The organism is Microbacterium sp. NPDC058345 (genome assembly GCF_042723855.1).
GTDB lineage: Bacteria > Actinomycetota > Actinomycetes > Actinomycetales > Microbacteriaceae > Microbacterium.
This window is the reverse complement of the sequence record NZ_JBHXIG010000003.1, coordinates 327,491-343,447: the sequence shown is the minus strand read 5'-3', so window position 1 is coordinate 343,447 and position 15,957 is coordinate 327,491. Positions and strand designations below refer to the sequence as shown.

General features: G+C 68.5%; 19 protein-coding genes. 11 read left to right on the top strand and 8 right to left on the bottom strand.

Features of this window, described 5'->3' with window-relative positions; all coding sequences use genetic code 11:
* Nucleotides 1-116: 116 nt before the first annotated feature.
* Complete coding sequence (ychF, locus tag ACFWH5_RS13305; RefSeq protein WP_378835274.1) at nucleotides 117-1,187, bottom strand: redox-regulated ATPase YchF; 1,071 nt, start codon at nucleotides 1,185-1,187, stop codon at nucleotides 117-119.
* A gap of 24 nt (nucleotides 1,188-1,211) precedes the next feature.
* Complete coding sequence (locus ACFWH5_RS13300) at nucleotides 1,212-1,871, bottom strand: Type 1 glutamine amidotransferase-like domain-containing protein (RefSeq protein ID WP_378835271.1); 660 nt, start codon at nucleotides 1,869-1,871, stop codon at nucleotides 1,212-1,214.
* A gap of 104 nt (nucleotides 1,872-1,975) precedes the next feature.
* On the opposite strand from ACFWH5_RS13300, the gene ACFWH5_RS13295 reads away from it, so the two are divergent.
* From ACFWH5_RS13295 to ACFWH5_RS13280, 4 genes are all read left to right on the top strand, one after another.
* Entirely contained in the window at nucleotides 1,976-2,512 is a 537-nt protein-coding gene (locus ACFWH5_RS13295; protein ID WP_378835269.1) for a hypothetical protein, read from the top strand.
* A 71-nt stretch (nucleotides 2,513-2,583) separates the two neighbouring features.
* Nucleotides 2,584-2,811, top strand: coding sequence for a hypothetical protein (locus tag ACFWH5_RS13290; RefSeq protein WP_378835266.1), 228 nt, complete (start codon nucleotides 2,584-2,586; stop codon nucleotides 2,809-2,811).
* Nucleotides 2,808-4,592, top strand: coding sequence for an alpha/beta hydrolase (locus ACFWH5_RS13285; protein ID WP_378835264.1), 1,785 nt, complete (start codon nucleotides 2,808-2,810; stop codon nucleotides 4,590-4,592). The genes ACFWH5_RS13290 and ACFWH5_RS13285 overlap by 4 nt, the downstream gene beginning before the upstream one ends.
* A gap of 26 nt (nucleotides 4,593-4,618) precedes the next feature.
* On the top strand, nucleotides 4,619-5,143 hold the full coding sequence (locus tag ACFWH5_RS13280; RefSeq protein WP_378835261.1) for a hypothetical protein: 525 nt from the start codon (nucleotides 4,619-4,621) through the stop codon (nucleotides 5,141-5,143).
* Nucleotides 5,144-5,148: 5 nt separating this feature from the next.
* On the opposite strand, the gene ACFWH5_RS13275 is transcribed toward ACFWH5_RS13280, so the two are convergent.
* Nucleotides 5,149-5,892 carry a class I SAM-dependent methyltransferase gene (locus ACFWH5_RS13275; RefSeq protein WP_378835259.1) on the bottom strand — a complete coding sequence of 248 codons (744 nt, stop codon included), beginning with the start codon at nucleotides 5,890-5,892 and terminating at the stop codon, nucleotides 5,149-5,151.
* 59 nt (nucleotides 5,893-5,951) lie between these two features.
* On the opposite strand from ACFWH5_RS13275, the gene ACFWH5_RS13270 reads away from it, so the two are divergent.
* Nucleotides 5,952-6,545, top strand: coding sequence for a 3'-5' exonuclease (locus tag ACFWH5_RS13270; protein WP_378835257.1), 594 nt, complete (start codon nucleotides 5,952-5,954; stop codon nucleotides 6,543-6,545).
* Between the two features lie 41 nt (nucleotides 6,546-6,586).
* Here ACFWH5_RS13270 and ACFWH5_RS13265 read toward each other — a convergent pair whose 3' ends face one another.
* Nucleotides 6,587-6,889, bottom strand: a complete 303-nt coding sequence (locus ACFWH5_RS13265; RefSeq protein ID WP_378835254.1) for a hypothetical protein — start codon at nucleotides 6,887-6,889, stop codon at nucleotides 6,587-6,589.
* Nucleotides 6,890-7,027: 138 nt separating this feature from the next.
* Complete coding sequence (gene glpX / locus ACFWH5_RS13260; RefSeq protein ID WP_378835252.1) at nucleotides 7,028-8,014, bottom strand: class II fructose-bisphosphatase; 987 nt, start codon at nucleotides 8,012-8,014, stop codon at nucleotides 7,028-7,030.
* 184 nt (nucleotides 8,015-8,198) lie between these two features.
* On the opposite strand from glpX, the gene fbaA reads away from it, so the two are divergent.
* Nucleotides 8,199-9,227 (top strand): class II fructose-bisphosphate aldolase, encoded by a 1,029-nt coding sequence (fbaA, locus tag ACFWH5_RS13255; protein WP_378835249.1) that lies wholly within the window; start codon nucleotides 8,199-8,201, stop codon nucleotides 9,225-9,227.
* Nucleotides 9,228-9,302: 75 nt separating this feature from the next.
* On the opposite strand, the gene ACFWH5_RS13250 is transcribed toward fbaA, so the two are convergent.
* On the bottom strand, nucleotides 9,303-10,007 hold the full coding sequence (locus ACFWH5_RS13250) for a GntR family transcriptional regulator (protein WP_378835247.1): 705 nt from the start codon (nucleotides 10,005-10,007) through the stop codon (nucleotides 9,303-9,305).
* Nucleotides 10,008-10,311: 304 nt separating this feature from the next.
* Here ACFWH5_RS13250 and ACFWH5_RS13245 point away from each other — a divergent pair, with 304 nt between their 5' ends.
* From ACFWH5_RS13245 to ehuA, 4 genes are read left to right on the top strand one after another with little or no spacing between them, the layout of a single operon-like run.
* Nucleotides 10,312-11,208 carry a transporter substrate-binding domain-containing protein gene (locus ACFWH5_RS13245; RefSeq protein WP_378835244.1) on the top strand — a complete coding sequence of 299 codons (897 nt, stop codon included), beginning with the start codon at nucleotides 10,312-10,314 and terminating at the stop codon, nucleotides 11,206-11,208.
* A gap of 13 nt (nucleotides 11,209-11,221) precedes the next feature.
* A complete protein-coding gene (gene ehuC, locus ACFWH5_RS13240; protein WP_378835243.1) occupies nucleotides 11,222-11,950 on the top strand; it encodes an ectoine/hydroxyectoine ABC transporter permease subunit EhuC in 729 nt (242 codons plus the stop codon).
* On the top strand, nucleotides 11,947-12,606 hold the full coding sequence (gene ehuD, locus ACFWH5_RS13235; RefSeq protein WP_378835240.1) for an ectoine/hydroxyectoine ABC transporter permease subunit EhuD: 660 nt from the start codon (nucleotides 11,947-11,949) through the stop codon (nucleotides 12,604-12,606). Before ehuC ends, ehuD begins: the two co-directional genes overlap by 4 nt.
* Entirely contained in the window at nucleotides 12,590-13,405 is an 816-nt protein-coding gene (gene ehuA / locus ACFWH5_RS13230; RefSeq protein ID WP_378835238.1) for an ectoine/hydroxyectoine ABC transporter ATP-binding protein EhuA, read from the top strand. The genes ehuD and ehuA overlap by 17 nt, the downstream gene beginning before the upstream one ends.
* 24 nt (nucleotides 13,406-13,429) lie before the next feature.
* Here ehuA and ACFWH5_RS13225 read toward each other — a convergent pair whose 3' ends face one another.
* Nucleotides 13,430-14,707: a hypothetical protein gene (locus ACFWH5_RS13225; RefSeq protein WP_378835235.1), complete on the bottom strand. Its 1,278-nt coding sequence runs from the start codon at nucleotides 14,705-14,707 to the stop codon at nucleotides 13,430-13,432.
* Nucleotides 14,708-14,716: 9 nt separating this feature from the next.
* Nucleotides 14,717-15,226, bottom strand: coding sequence for a DUF6264 family protein (locus ACFWH5_RS13220; protein WP_378835234.1), 510 nt, complete (start codon nucleotides 15,224-15,226; stop codon nucleotides 14,717-14,719).
* 209 nt (nucleotides 15,227-15,435) lie between these two features.
* On the opposite strand from ACFWH5_RS13220, the gene ACFWH5_RS13215 reads away from it, so the two are divergent.
* A complete protein-coding gene (locus ACFWH5_RS13215; RefSeq protein ID WP_378835233.1) occupies nucleotides 15,436-15,912 on the top strand; it encodes a DUF6463 family protein in 477 nt (158 codons plus the stop codon).
* The last annotated feature ends 45 nt before the right edge of the window (nucleotides 15,913-15,957 follow it).

Sequence of the window (15,957 nt, the reverse complement as noted above, 5' to 3'; positions counted from 1 at the left end):
GTGCCGACGCGCCGTGATCGATTCGGCGCGGGGGTTTCTGAGTCGCACAGCGCTGGGGTGCGTTGCTCCTAACTCAGCCACCGATGCGAGACGCGGATCGAGCGCTTGTGAGATACCTAACTGTGACGGAACTCCACGACGTCGCCGTCCTGCATGACGTAGTCCTTGCCTTCGAGACGCGCCTTGCCCTTGGCGCGTGCCTCCGCTACCGACCCGGTCGCGACCAGGTCGTCGAACGAGATGACCTCGGCCTTGATGAAGCCCTTCTCGAAGTCGGTGTGGATCACGCCCGCCGCCTGCGGGGCCTTCCAGCCCTTGCCGATCGTCCAGGCGCGTGCCTCCTTGGGCCCGGCGGTCAGATAGGTCTGCAGGCCAAGGGTGTCGAAGCCGATACGGGCGAGCTGGTCGAGCCCCGACTCCTCCTGACCCGTCGACGCCAGCAGCTCGGCGGCGTCCTCCGGGTCGAGATCGATCAGCTCAGATTCGATCTTCGCGTCGAGGAAGATCGCCTTAGCCGGTGCGACGAGCGCTTCCAGCTCGGCCTTGCGGGCCGCATCCGTCAACACGCTCTCGTCGACGTTGAACACGAAGATGACCGGCTTCGAAGTGAGCAGGCCGAGCTCCTTGATCGGTGCCAGATCGATGCCGCTGGTCGAGAGCAGCTGCCCGCGCTCGAGAGCATCCTGCGCCGCCTTCGCCGCCTCGAGCACCGAAGGGTCGGTCTTCTTGCCGCGCACCTCCTTCTCGATGCGCACGATGGCCTTCTCGAGGGTCTGCAGGTCGGCGAGCATCAGCTCGGCGTTGATCGTCTCGAGGTCGCCCTGCGGGTTGATCTCGCCTTCGACGTGCACCACGTCGTCGTCGGCGAAGCCGCGCACGACCTGCGCGATCGCGTCCGCCTCGCGGATGTTGGCCAGGAACTGGTTGCCCAGCCCCTCCCCCTCGCTCGCCCCGCGCACGATGCCGGCGATGTCGACGAAGGAGACGGTCGCCGGAAGGATGCGCTCGCTGCTGAAGATTCCGGCGAGCACGTCCAGGCGCGCATCGGGCAGGTTCACCACGCCCACGTTCGGCTCGATCGTCGCGAACGGGTAGTTCGCCGCGAGCACGTCGTTCTTGGTCAGCGCGTTGAAGAGGGTCGACTTGCCGACATTCGGCAGTCCCACGATTCCGATGGTTAGGGCCACGGGGGTCGAGTCTACCGGCGGCCGCTACTCCAGCCGCTTCCAGTGCCCCTCCGAGATCAGGTCCACGTCCTCACCGACGACGCGGATGGCCGTCTGGTCGTCGATCGCGTACGCGGGTCCGTCGATGTGCTCCGCCCACCTCTCGGCGTGGGCGAGCGTGTTCTCGGGAAACGTCGGATAGTCGAGGTGCGGGAAGATCGAGAAGTCCACGAGACCAAGGGTGCCCTCGCCCGGCGACGGCGGCGTCCACTGCTCGAACTCCTCGCCGATGCGCGGCGTCATCACCATGCTGCCGGCGCTGACTCCGACCCAGACCGTTCGCTCGAGCCGCGGAAACAGACTCTGCAGCCCCGACCGGCGGATCCAGTGCGCGAGATACGTCGCGTCACCCCCGTCGACGAGCAGCGCGTCAGCCGCCTGGACCCACGGAATCCACCGCTCCCCCTGCATCGACGGCAGCGCGGTGAGTTCGAACAGTCCGACCGACTTCCAGCCGAGGGCCGTCATGGACTGCGGCCCTGCCGTCGCCCGCAGGGTGACGTCCGGCGTGCACATCGGATGCCCGTACTGGGCCGTAGGGATGTACAGGGCCGTCGCCGCCTCGATCGGCTTGCCCAGAAGCTCGACCAACGCCGACCGGATGCTGGGGTTCGTCACGCCGCCCGAGGTCAGCAGTAGTTTCATGCCGTCAGACTACGTCCGCGCCGCGCCCGGATGGGGAGTTGTGCCCCTCCGTATCGACGCTGAGCATCCCTAGCATCGGAGGTGTCTGAGCAGAGGAGCGCACCGTGTCAGATGATGTCAACGACGGTCGGACTCTCGACCCGTTCTGGTCGGCGGTGCGACGCCGCCACCCCGACCTCGACATCGTGATCCTTCCGCCCGAGCCGCCACGTCGGGCCTCATCGGGGCAGCCGGGCCGGGCACCGGAGCCGTTCGCCCGGATGCAGCAGGAGGACATGGACGAGCTGTGGGCGATCCTCGTCCGTCACGGGATGCCCCGGCGGGATGTGCGCTGGATCCCAGGGCCCACTTCGGACTCGGTCCGGCACACGGTGACCCTCACGCTCGACGAGGTGAGTACGACCGCCGGCCTCGGTCACCTGCGTGAAGCGGTCCCGCTGCTGAAGAAAGACGGGTGGAAGGTGTTCTCGCCGCCGACCGGGATGCCGCGCATCATGGCCGACCGGCCTGGCGAGCTCGGCGACGAGAGCCTGCTGTTCGGCTACGTCCCCGAGCAGCGCCGCCTGTTCGCCCGACTCACTTCCACAGGCCTTCCCGTCGGCGGCCGGCGGGCGCTGGACCTGATCGGGGATGCGGCGTGACGGGCGGGGTGTCCTACAACCCCGTGATGCCTCACGACCTGGAACGGCGGTGGAACACGCAGGCAGGTCATATGAGCGCCCTGAGGAAGGCGCTCTTCTCCGCGTCGACGGCTGGTCTTCCGCCCGCCGCACGCGGCGCCGCGCAGGCCTTTCTCGACTCATGGGAGAGCATCGCGCTGAAGGCGGGGACCGCCTCCGAGGTCTACGCCGACGAGCTCAAGGCCGCTGGCACCTCGTACGAGAACCTCGATGCCGAGGTCGCCCGCCGCATGGCTGCGCTCGGAGGCGAGGCGAGGTGACGACGACCATCAACATTTCGGCTCCGATCGAGCGGGTCGATCGCCCCGACGGCGATCCGGGTGGCGCCGAGTCCTTGGCGACCTCGCTGCTGAACGGTGCCGTTCGTCTGGCGGAGTTCTCTGAAGAGGCCGACATGCTTGCGCAGTCGAGATGGTACTGGCAGGGGAAGGCGGCGGATGCTTATGGCGAGCATGCCAAGCGCTTCGCCGAAGCCCACCTGCCTATGAGTGACACGCTCAAGCGTGTCGCTCGCGGCGTCGACGTCTTCGCCGATCAGCTGCGCACGCTGCAGAGCGAGCACGCGGACATCGCCGGAGATATCTCGGTGTACTCCAGGGACCGCGCCGATCTGATCTGGGACGTGAACGCCGCGCGCGACGCCACGGAGTCGGAGATCGCGGTGCTCCAGGAACGGGCCCGCACCCTGTCGATGCGTCGCACGGCGATCACCGGCGACATCGCCGACCTCGTCGCGCGCACGGCGGAGAACGAGGAGTTCCTGGTAGAGCTCTTCACCGGGGCGGACACGGCGTCTGAGGCGCAGTCCGCTGCCGGCGGTGCGAGTGCACTGGCGCTCAGCGCCATCGGGGGCAAGCCCTCGGCTTCCGCCGGCCCGGAGGCCATGAACGCATGGTGGAGAGGACTCTCCGACGCCGAGCAGGATGCGCTGATCGCCGCCTATCCGGAGCGGCTCGGCAGCGCGGACGGCCTCCCCGCGTCGGCCCGCGACGACGCGAACCGGCTTCTGCTCGAGTCCGACCTCGCCGACCTGGAGATGAAGGAGCGCGAGGGCACGCTCGCACCTGAGGAGACGCAGCTGCTGGCCAACGCGCGCGCCACACAGACGGCGCTGAGGGCCGCCCACGACTACGTGATGCCTGGAACCGAGGACATGCCCGGTGCCCAGCTCTGGCTCTACGACCCAGGGGCTTTCGATGGCGACGGGCGTGTGGCTATTGCCGTCGGCGATCTCGACACCGCCGACGACGTGTCCATTCAGATCCCCGGTATTCGCACGGAGATGGTGGGCGCGCCTGGCGGCGTCGACGACGCTGCTCGGCTATACGAGAGCGCGAGGTACAACGGCGACGGATCCAGCGTTGCGACGATGTTCTGGCTTGGCTACAACACGCCAGCCGGCGATCTGATCGAGTGGGGTCACGTTCCGTCGGAGAACCGTGCAGCCGATGGCGGGGAGCGCCTCGCCGCCGCTGTCGACGGACTGCGGGCATCCCGCGCTGACGACCCCGCACATATGACAGCGATCGGCCACAGCTACGGCTCCACGACGACCTCCTACGCGGCGACAGAACACGACCTTGCGGTCGACGACGTCGCCCTGATCGGCAGTCCCGGCGCCGGACCTGCCGACCACGCATCCGACTTCAATGTCGGGGCCGATCATGTCTACGACGGACGCAACAGCCGCGACTTCGTCGCGCTTCTCGGCGACGAAGGCTGGGCTCGCAAGGACCAGTTCTTCGATCTCGGGCTCGGCATCGACCCGTCCTCGGAGGACTTCGGCGCGCAGCGTTTCGAGGCTGAGTCCACGGACCGCGGGTCGGGCTCCAACCTTGACGACCACGTGCGCTACTACGACCGGGACAGCGAATCGCTGTACAACCTGGGCCGAATCGTCGACGGGCACGGTAAGGACATCAATGGCGCCTCGCTCACGTATGATCCGTGGTGGTGGGATCCCCTCGACACTGAATGGGATCGCGACCCTACTGAGAACGTGCCCAGTCGCTCCGACACGGGCCGAGGAGACCACGAGTGATGAGGAAATCGGTCACCATTGCATCCGTGGGTCTTCTTGCATTCCTGCTCGCCGCGTGCTCGCCTGTGCCGACGAACCCCCGTGCGGCGCTCGAGCAGAAGGCCGCGACAATCGACGAGGCCGCCCAGGATCTTCTCGCGGCGCTCGACGCCGCGGGACTGACCGACGCATCCGGGCACGGTGCCGTCGATGTCTGCCAGAGCGAGCCCGCGCCCGGTGTCGCCTACCGGGCGGGGATCACTGTGAAGGTCGGAGACGACCTCGCCGCCGGCTTCGACGCTCTCGTCTCGCAACTCGACTCCACAGGCTGGCGGGACACCAACGCTTACCGCGGGGTTGACATCGACCCGGCGAAACCCATGGGCCGCTACTCGCGAGACGACATCACCCTCGATGTGAAGACCGGTGGGTTCAGCATGGGCGAGGAGCAATACGGTGCCGACGAGATGGACCTCGGCATCACCATCGAAGACGACTGCGTGCGCGTGCCCGACGGCAGCTACATCAGCGAGGTCGAGGATCTGGCCAAGGACATCCCTCCTCTCGGTTGATGCCCTCAGTCTCGGCGGATGGCCCGGTACGCCGTGGTGACGTACGGCAGGTCGATCGTGCCGTCGTCGAGTCCGATCTCGTCGAACAGCGAATCCATGTCGCGTGCGATCTGTGCGCGCTCCTCCTCGGGCGCGCTGATCAGGTAGCTCCGCGAGAACGCCATCGTGTGCAGCTGAGCACGCGACATCGGTCGCGCCCACTCCCAGCTTCTGCGCTGCACGCGCTCGAACGGCGCCTCGATGCGCGGGCCGGTCGGCCCGTTCACCATGTTCTCGGCCGGGCTGCTGTGCATGATGGCGGTCAGTGCGCGCACCCATTCCTCGCGTTCGTCGCGAATATTCCAGATCAGCCCCAGGGTTCCTCCAGGACGCACCACCCGACCGATCTCGGCGGATGCCGCCGGCGGGTCGACCCAGTGCCAGGCCTGACCCATCACGACCGCGTCGACCGAACTGCTCGGCAGCGGAAGCGACTCGGCGGTGCCGACGAACGTCGGCACGGCGGGCATGGTCCCCGCCAGCGCGGTGAGCATCCGCGCATCCGGGTCGATCGCGACGACCTCCGCGGGGCCGGTCGCGAGCACGGCGCGCGAGAGCTTGCCGGTGCCGGCGCCGACGTCCGCGATCCGTCGTGAACCGCTCGGCAGCCGCTCGAGCATCCACGCCACGGCCTCGGCCGGATACTCTGGGCGGCCGGCCTCATATGCGCTCGCCTGCGATCCGAACGACGTCGCTCTGTCATCGGTCATATCGCCACCCTACGGCGCGCCTCGGGCGCAGGTACGGACAACGCCGCGAAAGTGGACTCGTGCCCCTGGACTTCACCGCGATCGACTTCGAGACCGCGAACTCCAGCCCCGCCTCGGCCTGCTCCGTCGGACTCGTCCGCGTGCGCGACGGGGAGGTCGTGGCCCAGGCCGGCTGGCTGATCCGGCCGCCCGCCGGACACGACGACTTCAACGAGTGGAACACCCGCATCCACGGCATCCGCGCCCACGACGTCGTCGCGGCAGCCACCTGGACGCAGCAACTCGACCGGCTGTGCGGCTTCGCCGGCGCCGACGTCCTCGTCGCCCACAACGCCGGGTTCGATCTGAACGTACTGCGCCGGGCCTGCGAGGCCACCGGAAGCGAGGCGCCGCCCTACCGCTCGCTGTGCTCTCTCGCCGTCGCCCGCAAGACGTACGACCTCGACTCCTATCGGCTGCCGAAGGCCGCCGAGGCCGCTGGTTTCGGCGTCTTCCCGCACCATGACGCGCTGGCAGACGCGCGGGCGTGCGCGCAGATCATCATCGACGCGGCCCGCAGGTCGGGGGCCGACGACATCGATTCACTCGGCAGCGCGCTCGGCGTGATGATCACCGCACCGCGCGTGACGACCGTGGAGCGCGCCGTCGCCTGATCGAGCGCGGCGCCGCCGGCCCGCGGCATCCTCGTCCTGGATCAGGCTCCGCCCGGCACCCAGGACAGCAGGGCGATGACGACGCCCGATGTGACGACGAAGGCGCCGATCATCCACCAGGAACTGATCTCGTGCCCTTCGTCGCGACGTACGCGGAAGAGCACATCGGTGCGGCGCGCGGGGTCGGGGTGAACGCTGGCGGTCGCCGCTGCCGATCGCGCTGCGGCGATCTGCTCGTCGGTCACGCGCAGAATCCGACCGGTCTTGGTGGTGACGTGCTGTGCCCGGCTCGGCTTCTCGGTCTTCTCGTCGGACGCCATCGAGAGCTCTCCTGTGGGGGACATGCCGGCGCCTGAGGAGCGCCTGCTCCTCTCCATTGTGCCAGGCGTCGCTGAGAATGCCGCCGAGGCGGCACCGGTGCCGTGCCGTGCGGGTCGGGACAGCAGCACAAGCGCGCACGCGTCAGCGTGAGCGGCGCCGGTTCACAACCACTTCGAGACCAGGTGCTCCGAGGCGATCCGGCGCAGGGTTCCCGATGCGCTGCGCAGCACGACGCTCTCGGTGTACAGGTACTCCCCCTCACGCCGCACGCCCGCGACCAGCTGGCCATCGGTGACACCCGTGGCGACGAAGATCGTGTTGTTGCCGCTGACGAGGTCGTCGGCCTCGTAGACCTTGTCGATGTCGAGCCCGGCATCGATGCCTCGCTGGCGCTCCTCATCGTCACGCGGCCACAGCTTGCCCTGGATGTGTCCGCCCAGCGCCTTGATGGCGCACGCGGTCACGATGCCCTCCGGGCTGCCGCCGATGCCGACGCACATGTCGGTGCGTGCACCGTGTCGCGCCGCGTTGATGCCGCCGGCGACGTCGCCGTCGCTCATCAGCCTGGTGCCGGCGCCGGCCTCACGGATCTCCTCGATGAGCTTCTCGTGCCGCGGACGGTTCAGCACCGACACGACGAGCTCGCCCACGGGCTTGCCGAGCGCGGCGGCGAGCCGGCGGATGTTCTCGCCGATCGGCATGCGGATGTCCACCACGCCCACGCCGGCCGGGCCGGTGACGAGCTTGTCCATGTAGAAGACGCTGGATGCGTCGAGCATCGAACCGCGGTCGGACACGGCGAGAACCGAGAGCGCGTTCTGGCGGCCGGCCGCGGTGAGCGAGGTGCCGTCGATCGGGTCCACCGCGATGTCGCACTCGGGGCCTCGCCCTGTGCCGACGAGCTCGCCGTTGAACAGCATCGGCGCGTTGTCCTTCTCGCCCTCGCCGATCACGACCCTCCCCTGGAAGTCGACGGTGCCCAGGAAGGCGCGCATGGCGTCGACCGCCGCGCCGTCTGCGGCCTCCTTCGCACCACGACCGACGAACGGTGTGGCGCGGATGGCCGCCGCCTCCGTCGCGCGCACCAGCTCGAGTGCGAGGTTGCGGTCGGGACGCAGGGGGCTGAGATCGGCTGTAAGGCTCACCATGCCGTCAGCGTAGCGATCGCAGGCATCGGAAACGGCGACTTTTCCCGGTTTCCGCGTGAAGGAATGCCGCTTCTTCACACCATCTCAAGAACCGTCCCGCGGCCCAGCGCAACGCCTGCGAAGAACCGGCATCCGCGCGGCTAAAGTGAGCACTGACCCCCGCACATCGATCGCAGGAGAATCCATGCCCGTCGCCACCCCGGATCAGTACGCCGACATGCTCGACCGCGCGAAGGCCGGCGGCTTCGCGTACCCGGCTTTCAACGTGTCGAGCTCGCAGACCATCAATGCCGTCCTCCAGGGCCTCACCGACGCCGGATCCGACGGCATCATCCAGGTGACGACGGGCGGGGCGGATTACTTCGCCGGGCACACCGTGAAGGCCCGGGCCACCGGTGCGCTCGCCTTCGCCCGCTACGCGACCGAGGTCGCCAAGAACTACCCCGTGACCGTCGCGCTGCACACCGACCACTGCCCGAAGGATGCGCTCGCCGGATTCGTCGAGCCGCTCATCGCCGCGAGCGAGGACGAGGTCAAGGCCGGTCGCAACCCGATCTTCCAGTCGCATATGTGGGACGGGTCCGCCGTGCCGCTCGACGAGAACATCGAGATCGCGAAGGAACTGCTTCCTCGCATGAAGAACATCAACGCGATCCTCGAGGTGGAGATCGGCGTCGTCGGCGGCGAGGAGGACGGTGTCGCCCACGAGGGCTCGAACGAGGCACTGTACACGACTTTCGCCGACGTCGACCAGGCCGTGCAGGCGCTGGGTCTGGGCGAGCAGGGCCGCTACATCGCCGCGCTCACCTTCGGCAACGTGCACGGCGTGTACAAGCCCGGTGGCGTGAAGCTGCGCCCTGAGCTGCTCGGCGAGATCCAGGCCGAGGTCGCCGCGAAGTACAGCACCGGCCCGAAGCCGCTCGACCTCGTCTTCCACGGCGGATCCGGTTCGACCGACGACGAGATCGCCCTCGCCGTCGCCAACGGCGTGATCAAGATGAACATCGACACCGACACGCAGTACGCGTACACGCGTGCCATCGCCGACTACATGTTCAAGAACTACGACGGCGTGCTGAAGGTCGACGGCGAGGTGGGCAACAAGAAGCAGTACGACCCGCGCGCGTGGGGCAAGATCGCCGAGTCGGCCATGGCCGCCCGAGTGGTCGAGTCGACCCGTCAGCTCGGCTCGTACGGGCAGTCCAAGAGCTGACCACCCGTCTTCGGATGTGAATGCCCCGGCTGGTCGGCCGGGGCATTCCTCTGTCGCTCCCGCGACCGGCGCGTCTCATTCCCCTCCGACGGGTGAGATCGGCTCGAACGCGATCGGTTCGCCATCGTCCTCCGGTTCGACGAGGTCGACCGACGGGCCACGGCCACGCAGGCGTGCCACGGCCTCGTCGAACTGCGTTGCGAGCGCCGACGCGGCCGCCGCATCGTCGCCGGCTCGCAGCGCGTCGAGCAGCATCCGGTACGTGGGCGAGACGGACCGCCGCACGCTGTACCCGTCGGGGGCGCTGAAGCTCGCGATGCGGGTCTGCATCACGAGGGTCGCCATGAACCGGGTCAGCCGCTCACTGCCGGCGGCATCCACCAGCATCTGGTGGAACTCCAGATCGGCATCGCCGATGGCCCTCGCGTCATCGCCCTCACTGGCGACGATCAGTTCGCGCAGCTGAGCCTCGAGCCGATTCAGCACGGCGGCGTCTCCGTGCAGCGCGACCTGACGAGCGGCCTGCGTTTCGATGGCGAGACGAGCCTGATAGACGTCGTCGACCTGCTCGCCCTCCAGCACGGCCACGCTCATCCCTCGGCCCGGCACGGCGATGAGCAGGCCCTCCTGAACGAGGCGCTGCGCCCCCTCACGGAACGGGCTGCGGCTGACGCCCAGCTGCGTGGCGATCTCCACCTCGCCGAGGGGTGCGCCCACCGGCAGCGCACCGGAGAAGATCGCCTTGCGCAACTCGATCGCGATGAGATCGACCGTCGACATCCGCGGGACGCGGGGCACTGAGGCCCTTCCCACCGAGCGGGGCATGTCACGAGCCATTGCGCCTCTTCCTGTGATCCTGACGCGCTGCGCGTCCTCACCATTCTCGCCGTACAGCGCCGCGCGTGCGGCACACGGAACGCACGGCGCACGAACCGATCATCCTGCAACAGTTGTGTCACATTGTCGACAATCTGCGTATCTGATTGTACTTGGAAAGACACCTTCCGTATCGTGAAGGCGGTCATCGCACGCGCCCGGCCGAGGCCCGGGCACGGACGAGAACGACGAGACGGAAGAGGACACGATGACGCAGCGACGCATGCTCAGCCGATACACCATCGCACTGACCGGAGTGCTCGCACTCGGACTGGCGGGATGCGCCTCCAGCGGAGGCGGAGCGGGTGGCGACACCGCCGGCAGCACACTCGAGAAGGCGCAGGAGGAGGGTACGATCACCCTCGCGGTGGCCTCCGAACGACCCTATTCCTGGGTCGATGAATCCGGCGAGCCCACCGGCGCGACGATCGCCATCCACGAGGAGATCTTCAGCGCACTCGGCATCGACGACATCAAGGTCGAAGAAGTCGCGTGGGACAACCTCATCCCAGGCCTCAACGCCGGACGATGGGACGTCGTCAGCGCGGGGATGTCGATCCTCCCCGACCGGTGTGCCGAGGCCGCTTTCAGCGACCCTGAGATCATGTACACCACGACCCTCGCCGTGCCGGCGGGCAACCCGAACGGCCTCAGCGACCTCGACTCCGTGGCCGAGGCCGGCGATGTGACGCTCGCCGTGCAGTCGGGCGCCATCGAGGACGGGTACGCATCCGATCTGGGCATTGAGGGCGTCGTGGAGGTCGACACCGCCACGGCCGGTCTCGAAGCGGTGCAGAGCGGTCGCGCCGACGCGTTCGCCCTGACCGCGGTCTCACTGAACTGGATGACCGAAGACATGGACGACCTCGACACCACCGAGGCGTTCGTGCAGGTCATCGACGGCGTCGAGCAGGTCGGTGCCGGTGCGACGGTGTTCCGCAAGGCCGACACCGAGCTGCTGGATGCCTACAACGAGGAGCTGGCGAAGATCACCGGCGACGAGCAGAGCTACCTCGACCTCGTCGAGCCTTTCGGCTTCACCGCCGAGAACCTGCCGCCGGCAGATCTGACGACCGAGCAGCTCTGCTCGGGCGACCTCAGCTGAGGCCGCACCGCACGTGATCGAGAATCTCGAAGCGCTCCAGCGGGCGCTGCCGCGGATGCTCGAGGGGATGCTGATCACCCTCGAGCTCACCGTGGGCGGCGCCCTGCTGGCGTTCGTCGTCGCCGTAGCCCTCGGCCTGCTCGCCCGCGCGCGTCACCTCGTGCCGCGCGGGTTCGCCCGCATCGTGATCGAGCTGTTCCGCGGCACCTCGCTGCTGGTGCAGCTCTTCTTCCTGTTCTTCGTGCTGCCGCTTCCGCCGTTCAACATCGAGCTGCCGCCCGTCGTGGTCGGCGTGGTGGGACTCGGATTGAATTACGGCGCGTATGGCGCGGAGGTGGTGCGCGGCTCGATCAACGCCGTGCCCGCCGGGCAATGGGAAGCCACCACCGCACTGAGCATGACGCGTTCTCAGCGCATGACCCGGGTGATCTTCCCACAGGCGTGGGCCCTGATGATCCCCTCGCTCAACAATCTGCTGATCCAGCTGCTGAAGGGCACCGCCGTGGTGTACCTGATCACGATCGTCGACCTCACGGCAGAGCTGAACAAGCTCCGGGTCGACACCGACGTGTTCTTCGCGTACACCCTCGGGTTGATCGTGTACTTCGTCATCGCGTACGCGCTGACCCTCGTCATGAACGGCATCGAATCACGGGCGAAGCATCGTCTCGGCCAGGGCACCCGGCTGCGTGAGTCCATCGCCGCGCCGACTCCGGATGCGGGAAGGGCGGGCACGGCATGAACGACGCCATCATCTGGAACTGGGACCACGTGTGGGCTTCCCTGCCCGACATGATCATGTCGTTCCTCACGGTGACTCTCCTGGTCACCGTGCTCGGCAGCGCCATCGCCGCCGTGCTCGGGCTGATCATCGCGATGATCCGGCGCCTGGCGCCTCGTCCTGTCGCGGCAGCGGTGACCTTCGTGATGAACTTCATCCGCATGACGCCGATCGTCGTGCAGCTGCTGTTCGTCTACTACGCGTTCACGAGCATCCCGCCCCTGCCGCTCGGCATCGCCGTCTTCGGCGTGCACTACGCCACCTTCATGGCCGAGGTCTACCGCGCAGGCATCGAGGCGGTCCCCCGCGGCCAGTGGGAGGCGTCCACGGCCCTGTCGATGTCACGCGGACGCACCTGGACCGCTGTCGTCATCCCCCAAGCCGTTCGCTCCACACTTCCCGCGCTCGGCAACTACGTCATCTCGATGTTCAAGGACACGCCGTTCCTCGCGGTGATCACCGTGACCGACATGGTGCGCGCGGCGCAGCTCTACGGCGGCGAGCACTTCCGCTACATCGAGGCGATCACCCTGGCCGGCCTCATCTTCCTGCTGGCCAGCTACCCGACATCCGTCCTCATCGGACGATTGGAGAAGCGCTTTGCCCACGCAACCTGACACCCACACCGGAGCCATCACCCTCAGCGACGGAGACGTGCCCGCCATCCGGTTCGACGCCGTCGGGAAGCACTTCGGCGAGCACGTCGTGCTGCAGGATCTCGACTTCACGGTGCGCAAGGGCGACCGGGTCACCCTGATCGGCCCGAGCGGCTCGGGCAAGACCACGATCCTGCGGCTGGTGATGACCCTCGAGGAGGCCGACGACGGATACATCCTCATCGACGGCCGGCCGCTCACGCACGAGCAGCGCGACGGTCGGCGCGTCGCCCTGAAGGAGAAGCACCGCAACGAGATGCGCAAGCGCATCGGCATGGTCTTCCAGCAGTTCAACCTGTTCCCGAACATGACCGTGCTCGAGAACATCATCGAGGCGCCGGTGCACGTGTTGAAGCTGCCGAAGGAACAGGCGATCGAACGCGCCCGCGCGCTGCTCGACAAGGTGGGCCTGCCCGACAAGGCCGACGCGCACCCCACCCAGCTCTCCGGCGGTCAGCAGCAGCGGGTCGCGATCGCCAGGGCGCTGGCCATGGAGCCCGAGATCCTGCTGCTCGACGAGGTCACCAGCGCGCTCGACCCCGAGGTGGTCGGCGAGGTGTTGAACATCCTGCGCGACGTGGCGCGCGAGACCGACGTCACGATGCTGATCGTGACGCACGAGATGCAGTTCGCCAGAGACGTCTCGAACCGCGTGCTGATGTTCGACGGAGGACGCATCGTCGAAGAGGGCACGCCGGAGCGGATCTTCTCCGCCCCGCAGGAGCAGCGCACCAAGGACTTCCTCTCGGCTGTCCTGTGACGTACGGATGCGGCGGCGCGCCGGTCAGCGCCGCCGCATCCGCACGACCCAGATCACCAGGTCGGCGACGGCGTCGATGATCGCCAGCACACCGAGCAGGCGGCCGAGGCGTGAGCGGCTGCGGCTCAGCGCGAGGCCGGCGGTCAGCTCTGCGGTGCTCAGCGCGGCACCGAGCAGCGGGCGCTCACGCAGCGTCCGCGCGATCCGCGGCAGCGCACGGTCCCGGCGGGTGAGCGGAGTCATCTCCGACATGCCACCGAGCAGCACGTCGCCGATCACCGGCATCCACCCCCGCGGCGCGAAGTGACGCGCGTCCGCACCGCCGTCGTCGTCGGCGAAGCCGCGCGAGATCAGTTCCGCCGGCACACCGAACGCCGCCACGAAAGAGCGAAGACGTTCGTCCTCCCCCGTGACGCCACCGACCGACTCGGGCATGCAGGCGCGGTGCGCGGCGTCCACGTCGACGCTCGCGCCGGCCGACAGGTCCTGCAGCTCGTCACGCGTGCCGTCCAGCTCGGCGAGCATCCGCCGGTAGACCTCCGCCGTCCCCGGCTGGGCGATGGCATCGATGTCGAGCACCGGAATGGTCAGCCGCTCGGCGTTCGGCCAGAAGATGCCGGTGCGGCCTCGCGGGGTGGTGACCTCCACCCAGGCGTCGCCCGCAGACGGGAGGTTCACCTCGACGACCAGGCCGTCAGCCCGCCCGCCGGTGATCACCATGTGCGGCTGATCGGTGTCGTACCGGTACAGCGACCAGGATCCCTCCTCGACGTAGGCGACTCCCGTCCCGAGTAGCTGCGCGGTGACCCGAGCCGCCCACGGCCCTCGTCGTGAGAACTCCGCCACGCGCACCGGCTCGACGGCGAACAGGTCGTCCGGCAGGTCGTCGCCGTCGCCCGGCATCCCGAACCCGGCGGGGTCGTCCGTACGGGCGGTGCCGTCGAGCACATCATCGTCGAGATCCTCGAAGGCTTCGCCGAACTCCTCGTCCAGCTCGGCGTCGAGTTCGTCGAGGCCGTCCGGGTGATCCAGCCAGAGCGTCAGCCCCTCAGCGGCGAACAGCTCGCGCAGTCGCGCGGCGGTGAGGTCGAAGCGCAGCGCGCCGTCCGCATCCGTCGCGACGATCGCACCGTCCTCCGTGACCGGGATGAGCAGGACGGCCTCCTCGCCGGAGCCGTCGCGCACGGCGGCGAGCACCCGTTCGGCGCGGAGGATGCGCTCGGCCGCCGGCAGCGGATCGCCGCCGCCCTGCGTGTCGACGGAGGCGTGCTGGATGTGGAAGGCGATCTGCTCGGCGGTCACGTCTCGAGGCTACCCGGCGGGCGGTGTGAGCCCCTGAGTGAACGCGGGATCACCGAACATCGGGACGGCGATGCACGCCGAGACGAGCGCCATGGTGATGACGAACCCGACGAGCGGCACCCACCAGGCCAGGCGTGCCGTGCGGACGCGTCGGACTGCGAGCCACACGGTCGCCGCATACCCCGCGATCATCACCACCGTGGCGATCGCACCCCACACTTTCGCGATCGAGAAGCTGGTGAACTCGCCGTCGAGCCCCAGAATCTGCAGCGTACGATTCATCGTCATCGCCAGGTCCAGGAACCCGGGCACCGAGGTGAGCACGTTCACCAGACCGAAGCCGAGCAGGGCGGCGGTGATGAGGCGATCCACGCGATGCGGGGATCTCGCGTTCCGCTGAGCCTGCGGCGCGGCGAGCGCGGGAGCCGGCTGTTCGGGCAGCGCCGGCGGCAGTCCCGCGGCGGCCCGCTGCTGCTCGGGAGTCGCGTATTCGCCGTACTGCGGCCGATCGTCCGTCATCCGTCCAGGCTAGCCAGTCGGGCGATGGGGAACTTCCAGAATCAGCACTTGACGGAGACGGCGGCGACCCTGGGAGCATCCCGCTCCGCCGCCCCGTCGCGGCCCGCATCCCGATATGCATCGGCGGCGGCCCGGCTCACCCGCGCGAGCGAGGACGTTCACCCCGTGAGGGGATCCGACGTGCGCGCTGCCGGCAGACGATGGGGAGCATGACGATCCCCAACCCCACCACCTCCAGCTCCGCCCCTCACCGAACCGACGACTCCCCGCGCGAGGCGGGACATGCCGAGCCGGATCGATACACGGTCGCCGCGGCCATCGCCCTCCTCGTGATCAGCGTGCTCCACACCGCGGTCTTCGCGCTGCATCCGTGGTGGGGACCGTGGCTCGCCGGCCCCTTCCGCACGGCACAGCCGCCGCTGGATGCCACCGTGCAGTTCTGGGGGCTGCCCGGTGGGTTCGTGGTTCCAGGCGTGCTGCTCGCGCTTCTTCTCTGGCGGACGGGACGCCGCGGCGAGACCGTGCCGACCTACGTCGGCGTCGTCCTGGGCGCATGGGCCATCCTGTGCGTGTGGATCGTCGGTCCGAGCGGGTTCCTGCTGCTGCTCGTTCCCGCGGGCCTGCTGATCGCCGCGAACATCCGGGCGCGGCGACACTCGCGGCCTGGGCGCTCTGCGCGGGGATGACGCGTCGGCCCCTGCTGCATCCTTCGGATGGAGCGAGCCGGTGGC